The sequence below is a fragment of the Kocuria sp. p3-SID1428 genome, from assembly GCF_025149945.1.
GTDB lineage: Bacteria > Actinomycetota > Actinomycetes > Actinomycetales > Micrococcaceae > Kocuria.
In genome coordinates, this window is record NZ_JALXVH010000033.1 from 1 (window position 1) to 23,271 (window position 23,271).

The 23,271-nt window shown below is 71.1% G+C and carries 16 protein-coding genes; 2 read left to right on the forward strand and 14 right to left on the reverse strand.

All coding sequences use genetic code 11. From position 1 onward, the window contains the following. Nucleotides 1-727: 727 nt before the first annotated feature. The 14 genes from pyk to M3E84_RS08430 form a co-directional block, all read right to left on the reverse strand. Nucleotides 728-2,206: a pyruvate kinase gene (gene pyk / locus M3E84_RS08365; protein WP_259895742.1), complete on the reverse strand. Its 1,479-nt coding sequence runs from the start codon at nt 2,204-2,206 to the stop codon at nt 728-730. Between the two features lie 338 nt (nt 2,207-2,544). After that, nucleotides 2,545-4,008, reverse strand: a complete 1,464-nt coding sequence (locus M3E84_RS08370) for a glutamate synthase subunit beta (protein WP_259895743.1) — start codon at nt 4,006-4,008, stop codon at nt 2,545-2,547. Beyond that, nucleotides 4,001-8,719, reverse strand: coding sequence for a glutamate synthase large subunit (gene gltB, locus M3E84_RS08375; RefSeq protein ID WP_259895744.1), 4,719 nt, complete (start codon nt 8,717-8,719; stop codon nt 4,001-4,003). The genes M3E84_RS08370 and gltB overlap by 8 nt, the downstream gene beginning before the upstream one ends. 200 nt (nt 8,720-8,919) lie before the next feature. Beyond that, a complete protein-coding gene (lgt, locus tag M3E84_RS08380; protein WP_259895745.1) occupies nt 8,920-9,891 on the reverse strand; it encodes a prolipoprotein diacylglyceryl transferase in 972 nt (323 codons plus the stop codon). A gap of 82 nt (nt 9,892-9,973) precedes the next feature. Continuing rightward, nucleotides 9,974-10,792: a tryptophan synthase subunit alpha gene (gene trpA, locus M3E84_RS08385; protein ID WP_396415592.1), complete on the reverse strand. Its 819-nt coding sequence runs from the start codon at nt 10,790-10,792 to the stop codon at nt 9,974-9,976. Nucleotides 10,793-10,902: 110 nt separating this feature from the next. Then, nucleotides 10,903-13,035 carry a tryptophan synthase subunit beta gene (trpB, locus tag M3E84_RS08390; RefSeq protein ID WP_259895746.1) on the reverse strand — a complete coding sequence of 711 codons (2,133 nt, stop codon included), beginning with the start codon at nt 13,033-13,035 and terminating at the stop codon, nt 10,903-10,905. A 145-nt stretch (nt 13,036-13,180) separates the two neighbouring features. Beyond that, nucleotides 13,181-13,516: an HGxxPAAW family protein gene (locus tag M3E84_RS08395; RefSeq protein WP_259895747.1), complete on the reverse strand. Its 336-nt coding sequence runs from the start codon at nt 13,514-13,516 to the stop codon at nt 13,181-13,183. Between the two features lie 132 nt (nt 13,517-13,648). Then, nucleotides 13,649-14,245 (reverse strand): Trp biosynthesis-associated membrane protein, encoded by a 597-nt coding sequence (locus M3E84_RS08400; protein WP_259895748.1) that lies wholly within the window; start codon nt 14,243-14,245, stop codon nt 13,649-13,651. Continuing rightward, nucleotides 14,242-15,849 carry an anthranilate synthase component I gene (locus M3E84_RS08405; protein ID WP_259895749.1) on the reverse strand — a complete coding sequence of 536 codons (1,608 nt, stop codon included), beginning with the start codon at nt 15,847-15,849 and terminating at the stop codon, nt 14,242-14,244. Before M3E84_RS08405 ends, M3E84_RS08400 begins: the two co-directional genes overlap by 4 nt. A gap of 99 nt (nt 15,850-15,948) precedes the next feature. Next, nucleotides 15,949-16,341, reverse strand: a complete 393-nt coding sequence (gene hisI, locus M3E84_RS08410) for a phosphoribosyl-AMP cyclohydrolase (protein ID WP_259895750.1) — start codon at nt 16,339-16,341, stop codon at nt 15,949-15,951. A 71-nt stretch (nt 16,342-16,412) separates the two neighbouring features. Beyond that, nucleotides 16,413-17,177 (reverse strand): imidazole glycerol phosphate synthase subunit HisF, encoded by a 765-nt coding sequence (gene hisF, locus M3E84_RS08415; protein WP_259895751.1) that lies wholly within the window; start codon nt 17,175-17,177, stop codon nt 16,413-16,415. A 93-nt stretch (nt 17,178-17,270) separates the two neighbouring features. After that, nucleotides 17,271-18,116, reverse strand: a complete 846-nt coding sequence (hisG, locus tag M3E84_RS08420) for an ATP phosphoribosyltransferase (protein WP_259895752.1) — start codon at nt 18,114-18,116, stop codon at nt 17,271-17,273. An 82-nt stretch (nt 18,117-18,198) separates the two neighbouring features. Further along, the gene (locus M3E84_RS08425) at nt 18,199-18,462 is read right to left on the reverse strand and encodes a phosphoribosyl-ATP diphosphatase (protein WP_006213222.1); all 264 of its coding nucleotides are present in this window, start codon (nt 18,460-18,462) and stop codon (nt 18,199-18,201) included. A 96-nt stretch (nt 18,463-18,558) separates the two neighbouring features. After that, nucleotides 18,559-20,610 carry an FAD/NAD(P)-binding domain-containing protein gene (locus M3E84_RS08430; protein ID WP_259895753.1) on the reverse strand — a complete coding sequence of 684 codons (2,052 nt, stop codon included), beginning with the start codon at nt 20,608-20,610 and terminating at the stop codon, nt 18,559-18,561. Between the two features lie 185 nt (nt 20,611-20,795). Between M3E84_RS08430 and M3E84_RS08435 the strand changes: the two genes are divergently transcribed. Together M3E84_RS08435 and M3E84_RS08440 are read left to right on the forward strand one after the other, a co-directional pair. Beyond that, on the forward strand, nt 20,796-22,211 hold the full coding sequence (locus tag M3E84_RS08435; RefSeq protein ID WP_259895754.1) for an NtaA/DmoA family FMN-dependent monooxygenase: 1,416 nt from the start codon (nt 20,796-20,798) through the stop codon (nt 22,209-22,211). Nucleotides 22,212-22,215: 4 nt separating this feature from the next. Further along, nucleotides 22,216-23,271, forward strand: a complete 1,056-nt coding sequence (locus tag M3E84_RS08440) for an LLM class flavin-dependent oxidoreductase (protein WP_259895755.1) — start codon at nt 22,216-22,218, stop codon at nt 23,269-23,271.

The following is a 23,271-nucleotide window of genomic DNA, read 5'->3' on the forward strand; positions in this document are numbered from 1 at the left end:
GGGAGCCCGTCACCGGCGACGCGATTCCCGCTCCCTGGGCATAGCGATCCATCCACAACGAGATTCCACAGAAGGGCCTCCGAGGGCAGGGGGGAGGGGGTCCACCCCGGCCGGAATCCCGCTCCCTGGGCATAGCGGTATCCCCCCGAGCAGGAGGGGTTTCCTCAGGCCCAGTAGGGCGTGTCTGGCCGGGTGATCGCCGGAGCTGGGCGCTGCCCGGTTGGGGTGGCGCATCGGTTCCTCATGGCGGCGACGAGCCGGCTAGTTCGTGCCCACATTCTGCCCACACCTGCCCCCGATTCGGGGTGATCTAGGGGGGTGCTGGGAGACTCAGAGCCGCATGATTCCGGGGGTTCACTCTCCCAACCTGCGGTGTTGCGAGGGTTCGAGTCCCACCTTGGGCACTCTCGGCCTGAGCCGCGATCTCATCGACAGACGAGGTCGCGGCTCAGGCCTTCTTCACTTCTCTGTCCACATTCTGCCCACGTCGTGCCTGCACCCGCCGAGATCCCGCTTCCGTGCGCGTTTCAGCGGATTCAGCGCACGGAAGCCCGATCTCGGCAAGGCGGCTGCACGCAGACGGGATCTCGGCGCGTCGATGCGCGAACGGGCTCAGCTGTCGCTCAGCACGGCCTGGTCGGTCCTCCGTCGTGCAGATGACACCAGCCCCCGGATCCGCGGGGATCCGGGGGCTGGTGTCAGCGCTGATCAGCGCCGGGCGGGAGGCTCAGCCCTTCCAGGGGCCGATACGCTCGTGGCGCTCCTTGGCCTCCTCGGCCGTGGCGCCGGAGTCCTTCGCGTCGCCGACGCGGTGCACCTTGACCAGGTTGGTCGAACCGGCAACGCCTGGGGGCGAGCCGGCGCAGATGACCACCAGGTCCTCCGGCGAAGCCAGATCATGCGACTGGAGGTAGAGGTCCACCAGGCGGGTCATCTCGTCGGTGTGGTCGACCTGATCGCTGAGGATCGGCTGGACGCCCCACAGCAGCGAGCAGAACGCCACGACGTTGGGGTCCGGGGTGAAGGCCAGGATCGGCTGCTGCGGGCGCAGACGGCACAGGCGGCGGGCCGTGTCACCGGACTGCGTGAACGTGGTGAGGTACTGGACGTCCAGCTGACGGGCCATGGTGACGGCCGCGCGGGTGATCGCACCGCCGCGGGTGCGCGGCTCCGTGACCATCTGGCCGATGCGCTCCCAGCCCTGGCGCTCGGTGGCCAGGATGATGCGCGACATGGTCTGCAGCGCCTCGATCGGGTAGGCGCCGATCGAGGTCTCGCCGGAGAGCATGACCGCATCCGCGCCGTCGAGCACGGCATTGGCGCAGTCCGAGGCCTCGGCGCGCGTGGGGCGCGGGTTCTCCATCATGGTCTCGAGGACCTGGGTGGCCACGATGACCGGTTTGGCCCAGCGGCGCGCCAGCTCGATCGCGCGCTTCTGCACGACCGGGACCTCCTCCAGCGGCAGCTCGACGCCGAGATCGCCGCGAGCGACCATGATGCCGTCGAAGCTGTCGATGATCTCGTGGAGGTTCTCCACGGCCTGCGGCTTCTCGATCTTGGCGATGACGGGGACGCGGCGGCCCTCCTCTTCCATGATCTCGTGCACGCGGGTGATGTCGTCGCCGGTGCGCACGAACGACAGCGCAACGAGGTCGCAGCCCGTGTTCAGGGCCCAGCGCAGGTCCACCTCGTCCTTGTCCGACAGGGCGGGGACGTTGACCGCCACGCCGGGCAGGTTGATGCCCTTGTTGTTCGAGACCTTGCCGGGCACCTCCACGACGGTGGTGACGTCGGTGTCGGTGACCTCGGTGGCCCTCAGGGCGACCTTGCCGTCGTCGATCAGCAGCTGATCGCCGGGCGCCACGTCCTGGGGCAGGCCCTTGAAGGTGGTGGAGCAGCGGCTGCGATCGCCTTCGATGTCCTCGACGGTGATGGTGAAGACATCGCCCACGGCGAGCTCGTGGGGGCCGTCGCCGAAGCGGCCGAGGCGGATCTTGGGACCCTGCAGGTCCGCCATGATCGCGACGGTCTGGCCGAGGTCCTCGGAGGCCCGACGCAGGTTCTGGTACGAGGCCAGGTGCGTGTCGTGGGTGTCATGGCTCATGTTCAGGCGGGCGACGTTCAGCCCTGCCTGGATGGCCTCGGTGATCTTCTCGTAGGAGCTGATGGCCGGACCGATGGTGGCCACGATCTTCGCTCTGCGCAAGGCACTTCCTCCTGCTCGATGTCGGAACAGGCAGACGATCGCGCAGGCCCCCGAAGCTGCGAGGGAGGAATCCTGCGCGGCAGCTCTGCCGGGGTCATGCTCGCAGGCCCGGGGGCCCGCTTCCATCCCCCACCATACTCGCCCTGCAGGTGATCGGTCGGAGATGGGCGAATCCAAACGAGCGCTGAGGGCGAACACCGAGATTCTCGTCACGTGCGGCGCCGGCGGGCACCGATCTCCGCCGTGCACGGGCGGGGCCCCTCGACCCGCGCACGACGGCCCAGTGCCCCGGATCGCCTGCCCCGGATGATCGAACCCGGGGCAGGAAGCAAGGGCCTTCAGCGCAGGTCGATCGCCCGCGTGCTGGGGCGCACGGGCTCTGGCAGCCGGGTGCTGCCGGTGAGGTGCTTCTCGACCTCGGCGGCACAGGCGCGGCCCTCGGCGATCGCCCACACCACCAGCGAGGCGCCGCGGCCGGCATCCCCGCAGGCGAAGACGCCGCGCACCGAGGTCATGTAGCGATCGTCCCGGGCGACGGTGCCGCGAGGCTCGCGCCCGACCTGCAGCTGCGAGGTCAGATCCTCCGACTCGTTTCCCGTGAATCCCAGCGCCAGCAGCACCAGATCCGCCGGGATCTCGCGCTCGGTGCCGGCCTTGGGGACGCGGCTGCCGTCGGGCAGGTACTCGGTCTCGGCCAGGCGCAGAGCCTGCACCCGGCCGTGCGCACCGGCGATCAGCTCGACGGTCGAGGACAGGTAGACCCGATCCACGCCCTCCTCGTGCGAGGACGAGACGTCGAGCACCTTGGGGGTCATGGGCCACGGCTCGGAGTCCGGGCGCGTCGCCGGCGGCTCGAAGCCGATCGCGATGTTGGTCACCGAGGCAGCACCCTGGCGGTTGGCGGTGCCGATGCAGTCGGAGCCGGTGTCGCCGCCGCCCAGCACCACCACGTGCTTGCCCTCGGCGCGGATCTGATCCGGCACCTCGTCGCCGGCGATGACGCGGTTGGACTGCGTGAGGTACTCCATGGCCTGGTGCACCCCGTCCAGCTCCCGGCCGGGAACGGACAGCTCCCGGGGCTCGAGTGAGCCGGTGGCCACGATCACGGCGTCGTAGCGGCGACGCAGCTGATCCCAGGTGATGTCCCGGCCGATCTCCACTCCGGTGCGGAAGCGAGTTCCCTCCTGCCTCATGACCTCGAGGCGGCGCTCCAGCACGTGCTTCTCGAGCTTGAAGTCCGGGATGCCGTACCGCAGCAGCCCGCCGATGCGGTCGTCGCGCTCGAAGACCGCGACCGTGAAACCGGCCTGCGTGAGCTGCTGGGCTGCGGCCAGACCGGACGGGCCCGAGCCGACGACGGCCACGGTCTGCCCGACCAGGCGGTCCGGGATGAACGGCTCGAGCAGGCCGTCCTCGAGGGCCTTCTCCCCGATCTCGTACTCGATCTGCTTGATCGTCACGGCCGGCTGATTGATGCCCAGCACGCAGGCAGACTCGCACGGGGCCGGGCACACCCGCCCGGTCAGCTCCGGGAAGTTGTTGGTCGCGTGCATGCGGGCCACGGCCTCGCGGTCACGACCGCGCCAGGTGAGGTCGTTCCACTCCGGGATCAGGTTGCCCAGCGGGCAGCCCTGGTGGCAGAACGGGATGCCGCAGTCCATGCAGCGCCCTGCCTGGTCGTGGATCACGGAAGCGTCCTGCCGGGTCTGGACCTCGGCGAAGTCCATGATGCGCACCGGCACCGGCCGCTTGGGCCGGTCCACGCGCTCGGTCGTCTTGAGGAATCCACGGGGATCAGCCACGGGTCGTCGCCTCCAGGATCTGGTTCCAGGCCTCGGTCCCGTCGGGGTCCAGGCCGCTGCGCTGCGCATCGGCGCGGATGCCGAGCACAGTCGAGTAGTCGCGCGGGAGCACCTTGGTCAGGCGCGCGCAGGTGGTGTCGAGGTCATCGAGCAGGCGCTGGGCCAGCTGCGATCCGGTCTCCTCGGCATGGCGGCGCAGCAGGTCCTGCACCGTGTCGCGGTCCTCGGCGTCGAGGCCGAGCAGCTGCAGCTCGCCGCTGGTGCGCGACTGCAGGTTCACGGCGGCCTCGCTCAGGTCCAGCACGTAGGCGACGCCGCCGGACATGCCGGCCCCGAAGTTGCGGCCGGTGCGCCCGATGATCAGCGCGGTGCCGCCGGTCATGTACTCGCAGCCGTGATCGCCGATGCCCTCGGCCACGGCGGTGGCTCCGGAGTTGCGCACCAGGAAGCGCTCGCCCACCTGGCCGCGCAGCAGGATCTCGCCGCTCGTGGCGCCGTAGCCGATCACGTTGCCGGCCACCACGTTGTCCTCGGCGGTGAAGGACGCATCCCGAGCGGGGCGGATGATGATCCGACCGCCGGAGAGGCCCTTGCCGGCGTAGTCGTTGGCATCGCCCTCCAGCCGCAGGGTGATGCCCTGGGGCAGGAAGGCCCCCAGCGACTGCCCGGCCTGCCCGAGCAGGGTGACGTCGATCGTGTCGTGGCCGAGCTCGTCGGTCTGGAATATGCGGGTGACCTCGTGCCCGAGCATGGTGCCCACCGAGCGGTCGGTGTTCACGATCTCGTGCTGCAGCCGCACAGGCTCCCGATCGGTCAGCGCCGGGCGCGCCTCGCGGATCAGGGCGACGTCGAAGTGCTGGTCGAGCTCGTGGTCCTGGCCGCGGCGGGAGCGCACCTCCTTGCCCTCGTGCTCGAGCACCGAGGAGTGCAGCACGGGGGTCAGGTCCAGGCCCTCGGCCTTCCAGTGCCGGATCGCGCGGTCGGTGCGCAGGACCTCGGCGTGTCCGATGGCCTCGTCGAGGCTGCGGAAGCCCAGCTGAGCCAGCAGCTCGCGGACCTCCTGCGCCAGGAACGTGAAGAAGTTCACGACGTGCTCGGCCTTGCCCGTGAAGCGCTCGCGCAGCAGCGGGTTCTGCGTGGCCACGCCCACCGGGCAGGTGTCGAGGTGGCACTTGCGCATCATGATGCAGCCCTCGACCACCAGCGGGGCGGTGGCGAAGCCGTACTCCTCCGCGCCCAGCAGGGCCGCGATCACGACGTCGCGCCCGGTCTTCATCTGCCCGTCGGCCTGCACGACCACCCGGTCGCGCAGCCCGTTGAGCATCAGCGTCTGCTGGGTCTCGGCCAGGCCGATCTCCCACGGCAGGCCGGCGTGCTTGAGCGAGTTCAGCGGGGCGGCACCCGTGCCGCCGTCGTGGCCGGAGACCAGCACGACGTCCGCGCGGGCCTTGGTCACGCCCGAGGCCACGGTGCCGATGCCGAGCTCCGAGACGAGCTTGACGTGCACCCTCGCCGAGGGGTTGGCGCGCTTGAGGTCGTAGATCAGCTGCGCCAGGTCCTCGATCGAGTAGATGTCATGGTGCGGGGGCGGCGAGATCAGCGACACGCCCGGAGTGGAGTGACGGGTGCGGGCCACCCACGGGTAGACCTTCTGAGCCATGAGCTGACCGCCCTCGCCGGGCTTGGCGCCCTGGGCCATCTTGATCTGCAGGTCCTCGGCGTTGGTCAGGTACAGGCTCGTGACTCCGAACCGCCCGGAGGCGATCTGCTTGATCTTGGAGCGGCGCTGCGGGTCCATGAGCCGCTCGACGTCCTCGCCGCCCTCGCCGGTGTTCGACTTGGCGCCGATCCGGTTCATGGCGATGGCCAGGGTCTCGTGGGCCTCCCTGGAGATCGAGCCGTAGGACATGGCGCCGGTGGAGAAGCGCTTGAGGATCTCCTCGACCGGCTCGACCTCCTCGAGCGGGACCGAGGTGCGATCCGAGTCGAAGGACAGCAGGCCGCGGATGGTCTTGAGCTGCTCGGACTGCTCGTCGACCAGCCGCGTGTAGGAGCGGAAGATCTCGTAGCTGCCCGTGCGGGTCGAGTGCTGCAGCCGGAAGACGACCTCCGGGCTGAAGAGGTGGGGGGCCCCGTCGCGGCGCCAGTCGTACTCGCCGCCGGTCTCCAGCCCGATGTGCGGCTCCACGACCCCGTCCTCCGGGTAGGCCCGACGATGGCGCGCATGCGTCTCCTCGGCGATGACGTCCAGGCCCACGCCGTCGAGCTGCGAGACGGTGCCGGTGAAGAAGTCGTCGATCAGCTCCTTCGACAGTCCGAGGGCCTCGAAGGTCTGGGCTCCGCAATAGGACGACACGGTCGAGATGCCCATCTTGGACATGATCTTCTGCACGCCCTTGCCCAGCGCCTTGATGAGATGGACGACCGCCTGCTCCTCGGAGACCCCGACGATCTGCCCCGCGCGCACGAGATCCTCTGCGGACTCCATAGCCAGGTAGGGGTTCACGCCGGAGGCGCCGTAGCCCAGCAGCAGCGCCACGTGGTGGACCTCGCGGACGTCGCCGGCCTCGACCACGAGCGAGCACTTGGTGCGGGTGGCCGAGCGCAGCAGGTGGTGGTGGATCGCGCTGGTGAGCAGCAGTGACGGGATCGGCGCCCACGAGCCGTTGGAGTCCCGGTCGGAGATCACCACGTACTGCACGCCGCGATTGACGGCCGCCGAGACCTTCTCGCAGATCTCCGAGATGCGCGCCCGCAGCCCCGCTCCCCCGCCCTCGGGGCGGTAGAGCCCGCGCACCTTGAGGGCGATGGGCATCTCGTCCTCATCGCTGAGGTGCAGCAGCTGATCGAGCTCGTCGTTGTTCATGACGGGGAACTCGAGGATCACCTGGTGGGTGCGCACGCGCTTGGTGGTCAGCAGATTGCCCATGGGTCCCAGGGCACTGCGCATGGAGGTCACGAGCTCCTCGCGGATCGAGTCCAGCGGCGGATTCGTCACCTGGGCGAAGGACTGCACGAAGTAGTCGAACAGCAGCCGCGGGCGCTCGGCCAGCACGGCCACCGGGGTGTCCGTGCCCATGGCGTAGATGGGCTCTGCGCCCTTCTCGGCCATGGGGCCGATGATCTTGGCCAGCTCCTCGTGGGTGTAGCCGAAGGTCTTCTGCCGCAGCTCGATCGACGAGCGCGGGTGGCGCATGTGCTCGCGCTCGGGCAGATCCGCGAAGCGCACCGTATTGCCCTGGGACCACTCCTGCCACGGCTGCAGCTGCGCGATCTCCTGCTTGAGCTCGGTGTCCTCGACGATCCGCCCCTCGACGGTGTCCACCAGGAACATGGTGCCCGGGGCCACCCGGCCCTTGCGCACGATCGTGCGGTCCGACAGGTCGACGACGCCGACCTCCGAGGCGAAGACGACCAGCCCATCCTCGGTCTCCCAGAAGCGGCCGGGGCGCAGACCGTTGCGATCGAGCACCGAGCCCACGCGGCGCCCGTCGGTGAAGGCCACGGCGGCGGGGCCGTCCCAGGGCTCCATGAGCGTGGAGTGGTACTCGTAGAAGGAGCGCCGGTCGGCGTCCATGGTCTCGTGGTTCTCCCAGGCCTCCGGGATCATCATCATCATGGCCTGCACGAGCGGCCTGCCGGAGAGCATGAGCAGCTCGGCGACCTCGTCGAGGGACTGCGAGTCCGAGGCGCCCTCGGAGCAGATGGGGAACAGCTCCTCCGGGTTGCGGCCCAGCAGCGGGGACTTCAGCTGCGACTGACGCGCGCGCATCCAGTTGCGGTTGCCCTTGACGGTGTTGATCTCTCCGTTGTGCGCCAGGATCCGCATGGGCTGGGCCAGCGGCCACGACGGGAACGTGTTGGTCGAGAAGCGCGAGTGCACCACGGCCAGGCGCGTGGCGAAGCGCTGATCCGACAGATCCGGGTAGAACGGCTCGAGCTGGGCCGTGGTGAGCATGCCCTTGTAGACGATGGTGGAGCTCGAGAACGACGCGCAGTAGACGCCGAGGCGGTTCTGGGAGCGCTTGCGCAGGCGGAAGGCCTTCTGATCGAGCTGCAGCCGCGCGGCCGTGCCGTCCAGGTCCTGGATCGGGATGTGGCCGGTGAAGGCCTCCTGGGCATCGCGGCGCTGCTGGACGAAGAGCTGGACGAAGTACGGCATGACCGATCGCGCCGCGCTGCCGATCGCGGAGTCGTCCACGGGCACCTCGCGCCAGCCGAGGACCTCGAGCCCCTCGGCGTGGGCGATCTCCTCCATCTGCGCGCGGATCAGCGCCTCGTCGCGGCCTCCGGTGGGCAGGAACACCGAGCCCACGGCGTAGGTACCCGGTGCCGGCAGCTCGACGTCGAGCACCTCGCGGAAGAAGGCATCCGGGATCTGCAGGAGGATGCCCGCGCCGTCGCCGGAGCCGGAGTCGCCGCCGACGGCGCCGCGGTGCTCGAGGGCACGCAGCGCGATCAGGGCCTTGTCCACGATCTCGTGGCGGGGCTGTCCGTCCAGGGTGGCGATCACGGCCAGGCCGCAGGCGTCCTTCTCCTGCTCCGGGTGGTAGAGGCCCTGCTGGGCCGGCGCGGTTGAGAACTCGGTGAACGGCGAGCGGACGGATTCCTCCGAGCGCTGGTGCGCGGTCTGCGTCGAGGTCTCCTCGGCGGCCTGGTCCTCGCTCAGCGAATCCGGACGTCCCCGGGAAGCGGGGTCGGACTGCGACATGGGGTTCTCCTCACCTGATGGCTGCGGCTCAGCACCGCTGCAGCGACGCGCTACCCCGACGGCAGCAGCCGGGCCGCGTCAGCGGCCTGCACGCTGATGCGGCGACGAGAATACTTCGGCGGTGTTTCCTGCCTGTTTCATGTCGCGTCACAGGACATCGGCTGAGCCTCAGCCCCCGTGCCGAGGCACAGCCGTCCCGCTCAGCCACTCGTGGCGGCGCGGGAAGGATCCGTGTCCCGGGTCTCGACGAAGGCCTGCAGCCGGACATCGGCGGCGCTGTCGGAGCCCGGCACCGGGGACGCGGACCCGACAGCGGCAGGAGCCGCGATGGAGCCGACGACGACGGACTTGCGCCGGGTCAGCCACGCGAACAGCAGCAGGCCCACTGCGATCAGAGCGGCTGCGGTGAAGACGTGGATGCGGATGCCCAGCAGCATGGCCGAGGGATCGATGCGCAGGAAGAGCTCGATCAGCATGCGCCCGGTGCCGTACCAGATCAGGTACAGCGCCATCGAGCGGCCGCCGTCGACGCGATGGGCGGTGGCGCGGCTGCGTCCCAGCCAGATGATCAGGCCCGCACCCAGCAGGTTCCACAGCGACTCGTACAGGAACGTGGGGTGGAACAGCGTGTCGGCAGGCAGTCCCTCCGGGAAGTTGCCCGAGGTGGGCGAGATCTCCAGGCCCCACGGCAGGGTGGTGGGGCGCCCGAAGAGCTCCTGGTTGAACCAGTTGCCCCAGCGGCCCAGGGCCTGGGCCACGAGCAGCGCCGGTGCCACGCAGTCGGCGAACAGGGCATAGGACGTCCCGCGCAGCCGGCACACGATCCACACGGCCAGCGCGCCGAAGGCCACGCCGCCCATGATCCCCAGCCCGCCCTTCCACAGCTGCGGGATCTCGATCAGGCCCTGGGCGGAGCCGAAGTAGTACGACGGATCCGTGATGAGCACGTGGTACAGCCGAGCCCCGATGATGCCCAGCGGGATGGCCAGAAGCGCCGCATCCATGACGAAGTCGCCGTCCTGGCCGCGGGCCTCCATGCGCCGGCTCGTGAGCGCGATCGCCGCCGCCATCCCGAGCAGGATGCACAGGGCGTAGGCGTGGACCTCGAAGGGCCCGAACGAGAACCCGCTCCAGCTCGGCGAGGGGATCGACAGCGTGGGCGAGACGAGCATGGGGGCCTTCCTGCTGCAGGTGCGCTCGGGAGGGGGTGGGAGGTGAGCCGGTGCGGGTGCTGTGCACCCGCACCGGGAGGGATCAGCTGCGGCCGGCGAGCTCGGCGGCCAGACGTCCGACGGCCTCGGCGCCGCCGTCGCGCAGGGCCTTCACGAGCGCGGTGCCCACGATCACGCCGTCGGCGTAGGCGCCGATCTCCTCGACATGCTCGCGGCGCGACACGCCCAGCCCGACGCACACGTTCTGCGCGCCTGCCGCACGGGCTCGCCGCACGACGTCCTGGGCGGCGTCCGAGACCGAGTCCCGGGCGCCGGTGACTCCCATGACGGACACGGCGTACACGAATCCGGACGCCGCCCGGGCCGTCATCTCCATGCGCTCGCGCGTGCTGGACGGGGCGACCAGGAAGATCCGGTCCAGCCCGTGGGCCGTGGAGGCCTCGAACCACTCCTGGGCCTCGTCCGGGATCAGGTCCGGGGTCACGATCCCCGAGCCGCCGGCGGCTGCCAGATCGGCGGCGAAGCGGTCCACGCCGTGCTGCATGACCAGGTTCCAGTAGGTCATCACGACGGCGACGGCGTCCGTTCGCTCGGTGATCGCCTGCACGACGCGGAAGGCGTCCTCGGTGCTGACCCCGCGGGCGAGGGCCTGCGTGGTGGCCGCCTGGATGACCTCGCCGTCCATGACGGGGTCCGAGTACGGCAGGCCGACCTCGACGACATCTGCTCCGCCGCGGCCCAGGGCGACGGCGGCCTCGATGGACTCCTCGACGCTCGGGTAGCCGGCGGGCAGGTAGCCGATCAGCGCGGGCCGGCCCTCCGAGCGGCACTGCTCGATGCGCGCGGCCAGCCGCGAGTCGGGATCCTGAGCCAGACCCTCGGGGAGGAGCCGCTCGATCAGCGACCCGGGTCCGGACAGGCGCTCGGCCTGCACGGCAGCCTGAGGTGCCCCGGTCTGCTCGGTGACTGCTGCCTCGCCCGGGCGCTGGGACCCGGTGCTGCTGGTCTGGCTCACAGCTGCTCCCCCTTCTCGGCGATCTTCTCTTCCCGGGAGTCGTCCGGGAGCATGTCGAACCACTCGGCGGCGGCGGCCACGTCCTTGTCCCCGCGCCCGGACAGCGACACGACGACGATCTTCTGCGCTGCTGCCTCCTCGCCCAGCTGCTCGCGCCACGCGGCGCCGAGCTGCACGGCACCGGCCAGGGCGTGTGAGGACTCGATGGCCGGGATGATGCCCTCGGTGCGGCACAGCACCCGGAACGCGTCCATGGCCTGGTCATCCGTGATCGCCGTGTAGACGGCCCGCCCGCTGGCGGCCAGGTGGGCGTGCTCAGGACCCACGGCCGGGTAGTCCAGGCCGGCGGAGATCGAGTGCGACTCGATGGTCTGCCCGTCCTCGTCCTGCATGAGGAACGTCTTGGCACCGTGCAGCACGCCGGGACGGCCCAGCGAGATGGTCGCGGCGTGGCGCGGGGTGTCCACGCCGTCGCCGCCTGCCTCGAAGCCGTGCAGCTCGACCTCGGGGTCATCCAGGAACGCGTGGAAGATGCCGATCGCATTCGAGCCGCCGCCCACGCAGGCGGCCACGGCGTCCGGGAGGCGGCCGGTCTGCGCCAGGATCTGGGCGCGGGCCTCGTCGCCGATCTGCTGGTGGAACCAGCGGACCATGGCCGGGAAAGGATGCGGGCCGGCCGCGGTTCCCAGCAGGTAGTGGGTGGTGTCCACGGAGGACACCCAGTCGCGCAGGGCCTCGTTGATCGCGTCCTTGAGCGTCTGCGAGCCGTGCTCCACGGCCACGACCTCGGCACCCAGCAGGTTCATCCGCGCGACGTTCAGGGCCTGGCGGCGGGTGTCCTCAGCGCCCATGTAGACCACGCACTCCATGCCCAGCAGCGCGGCGGCTGTGGCCGTGGCCACGCCGTGCTGCCCCGCGCCGGTCTCGGCGATCAGACGGGTCTTGCCCATGCGCTGGGCGAGCAGTGCCTGGCCCAGCACGTTGTTGATCTTGTGCGAGCCCGTGTGATTGAGGTCCTCGCGCTTGAGGAAGACGCGGCAGCCCGCGTGGGCCCCGAAGCGCTCGGCCTCGCTGAGCAGCGACGGGCGATTGGCGTAGTCGCGCGACAGCGCCTGGAACTGCTCCAGGAACTCGGGGTCGGCCTTGGCCTTCTCGAAGGTGTCGGTGACCTGATCGAGAGCGGCGATCAGGGACTCGGGCATCCAGCGTCCGCCGAAGTCGCCGAAGTACGGTCCCGGGGCGTCCGAGTACCTGCGCTGGCCGGCCTGGGCCTCTCGCCGGCCTCGGGCCGCGGCGCGGATCGACTCGCCGAGGGTGCGGAACTGCGCGACGGTGCCGACCGGATCCCCGGCGCGCACCAGGGCCTCACCCGTGAGCACGGCATGGGCGCCCTGTCTGGCATAGTCCTCGATCTGGCCCGGGCCGCTGACCCCGGACTCGGCGACCAGCACGGCATCGGTCGGCAGGTGCTCGGCCAGGTGCCCGAAGCGATCGGTGTCGACATCGAGGGTCTTCAGGTCGCGGGTGTTGACCCCCACGATCTTCGCCCCCACCGCCGCCGCCCGGCGGATCTCCTCCTCGGTGTGCGTCTCCACGAGGGCCTGCATCCCGAGATCCTCGGTGACCGCCAGCAGATGGGCCAGGGCGACGTCGTCCAGGGCGGCGACGATCAGCAGGATGAGATCGGCGCCGTGGGCACGAGCCTCGTGGATCTGGTACTCGTCGACCGTGAAGTCCTTGCGCAGGACCGGCACGTCCACGGCGGCGCGCACCGCGTCCAGATCCCCCAGCGAACCGCCGAAGCGGCGCTGCTCGGTGAGCACGGAGATCACGGCCGCTCCCCCGCGCTCATACGCCGCGGCCAGGGCGGCGGGGTCCTCGATCGGGGCCAGGGCGCCCTTGGAGGGCGAGGAGCGCTTGACCTCGGCGATGATCTCGAGCGAGTCCTGGTGCGCTCCGCGCAGCGCGGCGATGGCATCGCGGGCCGGGGCCGCCTGGGCGGCCGCTCGTCGGATCTCCTCGAGCGGCACGACGGCGCGCCGGGCCTCGAGGTCCTCGCGGACACCGTCGATGATGGAGTCGAGGACCGTTCCGGTGGCCCTCACGCTTCCCTCGGGCTGCTCGGTCATACGGGACGTGTCCTCTCCTGGAAGTCTGTGGTGGTCGCGGCATGGACCGACCCGCAGGCCGGCTGATCCGGTGCGGGTCGGGCTGATCGCGCAGCAGGGCGATCGGTGGCTCGCCAACGCTGCGTCCGCCGGCGAGCCGAGCGGGTCAGTGCTTGAGCTCGCCGCGCTCGTACTTGCGGACCTCGCCCTCGTAGCCCATGCCCATGCCCTTGAGGACGGCGCCCACGATCAGGCCCAGGACGACGACTCCCCCGCCGACCCACATCAGGACGCTGCCGAGCTCCTGCACGAAGCCGATCAGGCCGATGACGATGCCCACGGACATGACGGCCACGCATGCCCAGGCGGCGACCGTGTTCCCGTGACCGACGTAGCCGGTGTGGTCCAGGACGATGACATCCGGGCCGTGGGCCTCGCGCTCGGCCTCGAGGCGGGCTGCGGCCTCCGACGGTGCGGCGGAGCTGGTGGTCGCGTGCGACATGGGTTCAGGTCTCCCTGCGGTGCTCGGGGTCGGGCCCCTCGTGCGGGGCGCCGACCAGTGATGGCGGTGCTGGACTCCATTGTGCCACTGACCGCGACTGTGACGCTCAGCGACAGGTGCGGAAGCGGCGGTTCAGGAGCCGGTGGGGTCGCGCCCTTCGGTCAGGGCATCCCACGAGTCGATGTCATCGCGGCGGTCCGACTCGCGCTCGTCCTCGCCTGCGGCCCGGCGCTGAGCCGTGCCGCGCTCGAAGCGCGAGGGGCCCGCAGCGGCCCAGGTCCGTGCCGAGACCAGGGCCCAGAGACCGCCGAGGATCACGAGGGCCGAGGCCGCGGCGCACAGCCAGGGCCCGGCCGTGAGCTCGTGCTCGGCTCCCGTGCCGACCACGCCGGTCATCTCCCCGACGACGCCCTCGGAGACGCCGACAGGATCGGCGATCGCGCCGATCACGGCGATCAGCGAGCCCAGCCCGGAAGCGGCGATCACCAGGGCCACGACCGGTCGCATGCGAGGACCGGCGATGGTCAGCGCCACCGCACCGGCCATGGCGACCAGTCCGAGGGCCGAGACAGCAGGAGCGGCGTCGCTGCCGCGCACGTCCACGTCGATCTGCGAGACCGCGGTGGCCACACTCGCGTGGACCCAGGTCATGGCGGAGGTGCCGAACAGCACGGCCCCCAGGGCCAGGCACAGCAGGACCACGATCGGCTTGCGCCGCAGGGCTGTCATCGGGCGGCTCCCGCGGCATCGTCGAACTGCTGCCGGGCCTCAGCGCCCAGACGGCGCGGGCGGCGCACGGACTGGGCGGCCAGGGCTGCGCGCAGCGGCGCCGCGGCCTTGTTCAGCGACTCGAGCGCCTCGGTCTCCGGGACGGAGTCGGCCACGATCCCGCCGCCGGCCTGGACGTAGGCGCGTCCGTCGACGAGCAGCGCCGAGCGGATGGCGATGGCCACGTCCATGGAGCCGGCGAAGTCCATGTAGCCGACCACTCCGCCGTAGACGGCGCGGCGCCGCGGCTCGTACTGGTCGAGCAGCTTCAGGGCGCGCGGTTTGGGCGCCCCGGACAGCGTGCCGGCGGGGAAGGCCGCGGCCAGGACGTCGTAGGCGCTCACGTCCGGGCGCATGCGCCCGACCACGTTGGAGCACAGGTGCATGATGTGGCTGAACCGCTCGATCGCCATGAACTCGGTGACCTCCACCGAGCCCGGCTCGCAGACCTTGGAGAGATCGTTGCGCGAGAGGTCCACCAGCATGAGGTGCTCGGCGCGCTCCTTCTCATCGGCCAGCAGCTCCTGCCCCAGCGCCTGATCCTGCTCCGCCGTGGCCCCGCGGGGACGGGAGCCGGCGATCGGGTGGGTGACGACCTGGCCGTCCGAGACGTTCACGAGCGCCTCCGGGGAGGAGCCGACCACGTGGAAGGGCCGGCCGTCGGCGTCCTCGAATGCGTAGAGGTACATGTAGGGACTCGGGTTGATCGAGCGCAGCATGCGGTAGACCTCCAGCGGATCCGCCGAGCACTCGACCTCGAAGCGCCGGGAGATCACGACCTGGAAGATCTCGCCGTCCACGATGGCCCTCTTGGCCTCCTCGATCGCGCTGAGGAAGTCCTCGCGCGGCCAGGACTGCTCGACGGCCTCCTCGATCCGGTCCCGGTCGATCACATCCTGGGCGATCGAGACCGGGGACTGCGGCGACGGCCGGTCGAGCTTCTCGAGCATGGCGTCCAGACGCTCGACGGCATCCCGCCAGGCCTCATCCACGCGCCCGTCGGTGCCGTCGGCGTTGTAGGCATTGGCCACGAGCGTCACGGAGCCGTCCGTGTTGTCGTGCACGGCCATCTCCGAGACCAGGTTCATGGCCAGCTCAGGGATGCCCAGATCGTCCTGGGGCGGATCGGGCAGCTTCTCCCAGCGGCGCACGACCTCCCAGCCCAGGAAGCCGACCATGCCCGAGGACAGCGGCGGCGCGTCCTGGAAGCGCTCGGTGGCCAGCACGGACAGCGTCTCGCGCAGCGCCTCGACCGGGCTGCCGTCCACCGGCAGACCGACGGGGACGTCGCCGAGCCAGTGCGCCTGGCCGTCTCTGCTGATCAGGGTGGCGCGCGATCCCGCGCCGATGAACGACCAGCGCGACCAGATGCCCTGGGCGGCGGACTCCATCAGGAAGGTGCCCGACGGCGCCGTGCCGTCCTCGCTCAGCACCAGGCTGCGGTAGATCCCGATCGGGGTCAGCGCATCGGCCATCACCGTGGTGCGCACGGGGATGACGCGGTGATGCTTCGCCAGCTCCCGGAACTCCTCGAGACTCGGGGAGACGGTGCCCATCTGGTGCATGATGCGACTTCTTCCTGCCGGGAGATCCCGGCCGTGATCTGGGTGCCGGTCCGTCATGGCGGGGCGCTCCAGGCAGGCTGCAGCGACCGCGCCGGCGCCTCAGCGCTCGCCCTGGACCGCCTGCAGCTGCCGGTCATCGAAGCATGTGCGCGTTCCTGTGTGGCAGGCCGGGCCCACCTGATCGACCTCGACCAGCAGGGCATCGCCGTCGCAGTCCAGGCTGATGCGGCGCACGAGCTGGATGTTCCCGGAGGTGTCGCCCTTGCGCCACAGCTCCTGCCGGGAGCGGGACCAGAACGTCACGCGACCGGTGGTGAGGGTGCGGTGCACAGCCTCCTCGTCCATCCAGCCGAGCATGAGCACCTCTCGGGTGTCGTGCTGCTGGATGATCGCGGCCACGAGGCCGTCGGCATCGCGCTTCAAGCGCGCGGCGACCGCGGGGTCCAGCTCGGGCGAGGACGGGCGGGCTGAGGGGCTGGGCTGTTCGTACATCACCGGACACTATAGGCCCGCGCTCGGACGCCTCGGCCGCGCAGCTCGGCTCAGCGCTCGCAGCGATCCGCTCAGCGGACCTCGTGGCCCTCGGCGCGCAGCGCCGCCTTGACCTCGGCGATGGCGTCGACCGGCCCGAAGTGGAAGATCGAGGCTGCCAGCACGGCATCGGCGCCGGCGGCCACGGCGGGCGGGAAGTCTGCCGGACCGCCTGCACCTCCCGAGGCGATCAGGGGAACGCTCACCGCCGAGCGGACCTCCCGGATCATCTCCAGGTCGAAGCCCTCCCGTGTGCCGTCGGCATCCATCGAGTTGAGCAGGATCTCCCCGACTCCGCGGCGCTCGGCCTCGGCAGCCCATTCGACCGCGTCGATCCCGGTGAGCTCCCGGCCGCCGTGCGTGGTGACCTCGAAGCCCGAAGCCGTTGTGCCCGTGCGCTTGGCATCGCAGGACAGCACGAGCACCTGATTGCCGAAGCGGCGGGTGATCTCGTCGATCACGTCCGGGCGCTTGATCGCCGCCGTGTTGATCGAGGCCTTGTCCGCCCCGCAGCGCAGCAGACGATCAACATCTTCGGCGGTGCGCACGCCGCCGCCCACGGTCAGCGGGATGAACACCCGATCCGCGGTGCGAGCGACGACGTCGAACGTGGTGGCCCGATCCGAGGACGAGGCGGTGACGTCCAGGAAGGTCAGCTCATCGGCGCCGGCCTCGTTGTACCGGGCCGCCAGCTCGACCGGATCGCCTGCATCGCGCAGGTTCTCGAAGTTGACGCCCTTCACGACACGCCCGGCGTCGACGTCCAGACACGGGATGACGCGGATGGCCACACTCACGGCTTCTCCTTGCATTGCCCGCACATGCGGGCTGGTGATCGAGGTGGATCAGGTCCTCTGACGGTCGCTGAAGCTGCACAGCGACTCGCGGCCTCAGAGCCGGGCCGCGTGGATCGGCGAGACCAGGATGGCCCGGGCGCCCACGGCGTAGAGCTCGTCCATGACCTTGTTGGTATCTGCCCGGCGGACCATGGCCCTCACCGCCATGGCCCCGCGGTGACCCAGCGGCGAGATGGTGGGGCCTTCCATGCCGGGGGTCACGGCCGTGGCGGCCTCGAGCAGGTCCTCAGTGATGTCGTAGTCGATCATCACGTACTGCCTGGCCACGAGCACGCCCTGGATGCGTCGGCGCAGGACCTCCAGGCCCTCGGCCTCCGCCTTGGCGGCGTTGCGGATGAGCAGGGCCTCGGAGCGCATGATCGGCTCGCCGAAGATCTCCAGTCCGGCCGCCCGCAGCGTGTTGCCGGTCTCCACGACGTCGGCGATGGCATCTGCGACGCCCAGGCGGATCGAGGACTCGACGGCTCCGTCCAGGCGCACGACCTCGGCCTGGACTCCCTGCTGCGCCAGGTGGCGGCGCAGCAGGCTGTCGTAGCTGGTGGCCACGCGGCGGCCCTCGAGGTCCTGCAGCGAGGAGAACTGCCCGGCCGGGCCGGCGAAGCGGAACGTCGAGCGGGCGAAGTCCAGGCCCAGGTCCTCGACGGCGTCAGCCTCGGAGTCCAGCAGCAGGTCGCGGCCGGTGATCCCGACATCCAGCACTCCTCCCCCGACGTAGACGGCGATATCGCGCGGACGCAGGTAGAAGAACTCGACGTGGTTCTCCGGGTCGACCAGCACGAGCTCTCGGCTGTCGCGGCGCTGGCGGTAGCCCGCCTCGCTCAGCATGGCGGCGGCGGACTCTGACAGGGCGCCCTTGTTGGGCACGGCGACGCGCAGCATGGTCGGTGATCGCTCCTGAGGATTCGTGCGGCGGATTACGTTCAGGGTGAGGGCGAGCCGGGGCCTTCCGAGCCGGGTGGGCTCAGAGGTGGTTGTAGACGTCCTCGAGGGAGATGCCCTTGGCCACCATCATCACCTGCAGGTGATACAGCAGCTGGGAGATCTCCTCGGCGGCCTCGTCGTGGGTCTCGTGCTCGCAGGCCATCCAGACCTCGGCGGCCTCCTCGACCACCTTCTTCCCGATGCCGTGGACTCCGCGGTCCAGCTCGGCGACGGTCCCCGAGCCCTCGGGGCGGGTTTCGGCCTTCTCTGTGATCTCTGCGAAGAGCTGCTCGAACGTTTTCACGGGCCTCACCCTATCCTGCGGCGGCGGGGTGCTCCCGCGCGCAGCCCGTCCGCTGTCGGTGCCCGGACGGTGCGAGCCTCCCGGCGTCGCGGCGCTTCAGAACGTGTACGTCGTCGCCTCGATGGTGCGCTGCTGCGCCGCGTCCTCCCTGTCCGCGCAGCTGCCCGCCAGGGCCCGCCACAGGCTGCGGGCCAGAGCGTCGCTGCTGCGGAACGGCTCGGAGTTCTGCCGCGGCCGGGCGAAGGCTCCCAGCGTCGGCACGGTCGTGAACACGCCGGCGGCGAACAGGTCCGGATGCGCCCGGCCGTGGCGGTCCACCACTCGGTACTGGGCATCCACCTCCAGCTTGCCGGTGGTGACCATGGTCGACCCGTCGTCCGATGGGAAGGACTGCTCCTCCCCCAGCTCCCCGGCCAGCACGGAGCGCAGGACCGGATTGGCCGTGCCCGCCATCGACGGGCCGGGCAGGCGGGCCTCGACGAAGTGCGGGGCCTCGATCCACGGACCGCCCGCCCGGGAGCGGGCGGCGAACCCTCCGCCGGCCTCGTCGTGCTCGACGATCACGTCCGGACCCAGGAAGCGCACGAACCCCGCCTCGTGCAGGGCCAGCAGCTCCTGGAGACGGTGCGCCGGCGGACCGGAGTCCACAAAGCTGAAGAACCCCGGCCACCAGCGGTTCATCATGCGCAGCCCGGCTTCGGTGAGCCGGTCCTCCGGCACCAGGTCCATCAGGGCCACCCGCAGGTGCAGCAGTGCCAGGAACAGCGCCAGGGTCTGGCTGCGCTGCGGATCGCTGCGTTCGTCCATGTCCCGGCGGATGCTGCGCAGCACCGCCTCCTGCACCTGCTCGGCGTCCTCGAAGGTCAGCCCTTCCAGCGGCCGGTCGATCGCGTGCAGGTCCAGCAGATCGCGCGAGTCCCGGAACGTCTCGTGCAGCAGCCGCGACAGCTCGCTGGGCCCGGCCGCCGCGTACCGCCGGGCGAAGTCCTCCCAGCGCATGCCGTCGCGGACGCGCTCGGGGTGGCCCAGGACGATCTCGCGGTACCAGTGGTGCCCGGCCTCGCGGGTGATCAGGGGCCACAGGTGCTCGTCCCAGTCCAGCTGGGAGTTCTCGTCCAGCAGCCTCTCGATGGCGGCTGCGGTGACGAACTGCAGCCCGTCCGGGGCGAAGGGGGCGCGCAGCTGCGTGGAGATCTTGGAGTGGAAGGGCACGCCGCGGCGCGAGCCGACCCACAGCAGGGGCTCGCTGCCCGAGGGCTCGTAGACCAGCTCCTCGCCGGATTCGATCCTGGCGGGATCCGCGGAGCCGTCGCGCGTGCGGAAGCGCCCGCCGCGGCCCTCGTAGAGCAGCACCATCAGGTCGATGAAGCCCAGGCCCATGCCGGTGACGACCGCGCGCTGACCGGGCCCGAGCGCGCTCCAGTCGACGTCCTCGGTGTAGGAGGGCCGCGTGTAGCTGCCCTCCGACGCACTGGCGGCGGCGCCGCGGCGGCGCTGCCCGCGGGTGGCCAGGGCATCGGTGTGCCCGAGCAGCAGCACGGCGGCATCGGCGTGCAGGACGGTCCCATCCTTCAGGCGCACGTCGTGGCCGCCGCGGGAGCACTCCGTGATCTCATCGGCCCACGTGGGGTGCACGATCACGTCGTCGATGCCCGGCGAGGCGAGCGCGCGGTCCACCACGCGGCGCCACACCCACTGCAGGTAGCGCTGGTGGACGCGCCGGGTCGGGAAGTCCGCGCCGCGCAGCTGCCGGATGCGGCGCAGGTCGTCCTCGTCGTCGATCTCGGCGTCCTCGATCGAACCGTCGGCAACACCGGCCGCCCACTCCTCGAGCGAGGGGCCGTCCCAAGCCGCACCCTCGGCGACCACGGTCTCGTCGGTGAACATCGTCACGTCACGGGCCATCGAGTTGAGCTTGAGCAGCGGCGACTGGTCGTGGCGCCAGATCCGACCTGAGCCGGCCTCGAAGGGCTCGATCACGTGGACCCGCACGGGCCGGTCCACCATCCCGGACAGCTGCGCGGCATTGGCGGCCAGGCGCTCCAGCACGAGCGTGGCGCGCGGGCCGCCTCCGATCAGCACCAGCTCCCTGGTCCTGCGCGCGCCGCCCGGGCGGCGTCCGGCTGCCGAGCTCGTGTGCTGCGTCATCGTGTGTCCTCCGGGGCTGTCGTCCCCGCGGTCCGGGCCGCGCAGGCCGGTGCCGGCCTGCCGCGCTCGGCGCCGCGTCGTCGGAGCCTCGACGCTAGTCCAGCCGGGGCGCCGCGCGCCCGGCCGTATGACGAAATATGAGGTCGGAGGCGGGCGCTGGGACGGCTGGCGAGACAATGAGGAATATGAGCACTGACGAGAACCGCCCACGCCGCCGTGTCCATCTCGCGGCGCACTTCCCGGGCGTGAACAACGAGACCGTGTGGTCGGATCCCGTGCGCTCCGGGTCCAACATCGCCGTCGAGTCCTTCGTGCGCATGGCCCGCGACGCCGAGGAGGGCCTGATGGACTTCCTCTTCCTGGCGGAGGGTCTGCGCCTGCGCGAGCAGGGCGGACAGATCCACGACCTGGACGTCGTGGGCCGCCCCGACACGCTGACGATGCTCTCGGCCGTACTGGGGGCCACGGACCACATCGGCGTGGCCGGCACCCTGACGGCCACCTACCACGAGCCGTACGAGCTGGCCCGGCAGCTGGCCACCATGGATCACCTCTCGGGCGGGCGCACGGCCTGGAACGTCGTGACCAGCCCGGACGCCTTCACCGGCGAGAACTTCCGCCGCGGCGGCTACCTCCCGTACGAGCAGCGCTACGAGCGCGCCGTCGACTTCATCCAGGCGGCCCGCACCATGTGGGAGTCCTGGCCGCTCGATCCGGCGCAGGCGGGCCCGGACGCCGGGCGCTTCGTCCACCGCAGCGAGTTCTTCGATCTGGAGGGCCGCTTCGGGGTGCCGCGCAGCCCGCAGGTCCACCCCGTGGTGATGCAGGCCGGCGACTCCCCTTCCGGGCGCGACTTCGCGGCGGGCTCGGCCGATCTGATCTTCACCCGCCACTCCGGCCCGGAGAACGGGCGGGCCTTCCGCGACGACATCCGCTCCCGGCTCACCGCGATCGGCAGGGATCCCGACGAGATCCAGATCTATCCCGGCGTGTCCTTCGTGATCGGGGACACAGAGGAGGACGCGCAGGAGAAGAGCCTGGAGCTCTCCTGGGCGCAGCACTCCGGGGCCACTGCGCTGGCCACCGCCTCGCGGCTGTGGAACATGGATCTCTCCGAGCGCGATCCCGACGATCCGGTCCCGGACTTCGACCCGGTGGTCGACGGCCCCCAGCTCTCCCAGGGCCGGGTGAACCACTACCCCGACCCCGTGGGCACGGCCGAGTCCTGGCGCGAGCTCGGGCGGCGCAACGGCTGGTCGCTGCGCAAGGTCGTCTCCGTCGTGGATTCGCGGCATCACTTCGTGGGCACGCCCCGCTCGATCGCCGAGGCCATGAGCCGGGAGGTCGATCAGGGCGCGGCCGACGGCTTCATCCTGGTGCCGGCCTACGTCCCGGGCGGCTTCCGGGAGGTCGTGGACCGGGTGGTGCCCGAGCTGCAGGAGATGGGCGTCTACCCCGATCACCACGAGCCCGCGACGCTGCGCCAGAGGCTCGGGCTGCCCGAGCACCGCCCCGCCGAGCAGTGGGCAGCGCTGCGGGACGGGCAGGCGGCCGCCGCATCCGATGCCGCAGCAGCGGCCCAGCAGAGCCAGGAGGCCTGAACCCATGACCGAGACGATCCTCTCCGTCGGGCTGGGAACGCTGCCCGACCTCGACGGCCCTCACGACGATCCCGCCGCCCTGCTCACCGGCCGGCTGCATCTGCGCGCCGCCCAGGACCTCGAGGCGCTGGGCGTCACGCAGCTGATGCTCGACGACGTCCTCGACGCCGGCGACGGCACCGACTCCGCCGCGATCCGGCTCTCGGCCCTGGAGCTCGCCGCTTGGCTCGCACCGGCCACGCAGCGGATCGGCCTGGTGCCCACGCTGACCACCACGCACACCGAGCCCTTCCTGCTGGGGACCATGACCGCGACGCTGGACTACGCGAGCCGCGGTCGCGCCGGCGTGCAGCTGGCGCCGTCCCTGCGCGCCTCCGAGGCCGCCGTCGTGGGGCGCCGACCGCTCGCCGAGCCGGCAGAGGCCTGGCGCGAGACCGGCGAGGTCGCGGATCTGCTGCGCCGCCTGTGGGACTCGTGGCAGGACGACGCGATCATCGCGGACACCTCCACCGACCGCTTCATCGATCGCGAGCGGCTGCACTACACGGACTTCGAGGGCACGGACTCCGTCGGGCAGCCCTTCACCGTCAAGGGCCCCTCGATCGTGCCGCGTCCGCCGCAGGGCCATCCGGTGATCGTCGTGCGACTCGAGGACGGGCACGGCCTGCGCGGTCCCCTCCCGGGCACCGCCTCCGACGTGGCCGTCGCGGCCGCCCAGGCGGATGCCGTGATCGTGCCGGCGGCGATCAGCGACGACGAGCTCGCCGTGCTGCGCCGCGGGGCCCCGCATGCGCGCCTTCTGGCAGCACTTCCCCGCGAGGATCCCGCCGCGGCGATCGACGCACTCGTCGAGCGCCTCGCCGCGGCGGGGTCCGACGGTCGGGGCCTCGTCTTCGCCGGCGTGCACCTCGACGCGCGGCCGCACGATGCCGCCGAGCTCGCCGACCGGGCGATCTCGGCCCTGTCCCAGGCGGGGCTGAAGCCGGTGGCCAGCCAGACCGGATCGCTGCGGCAGCGCTGGGGACTGCCGACGGCCGACAACCAGTACGAGGGCGCCTGA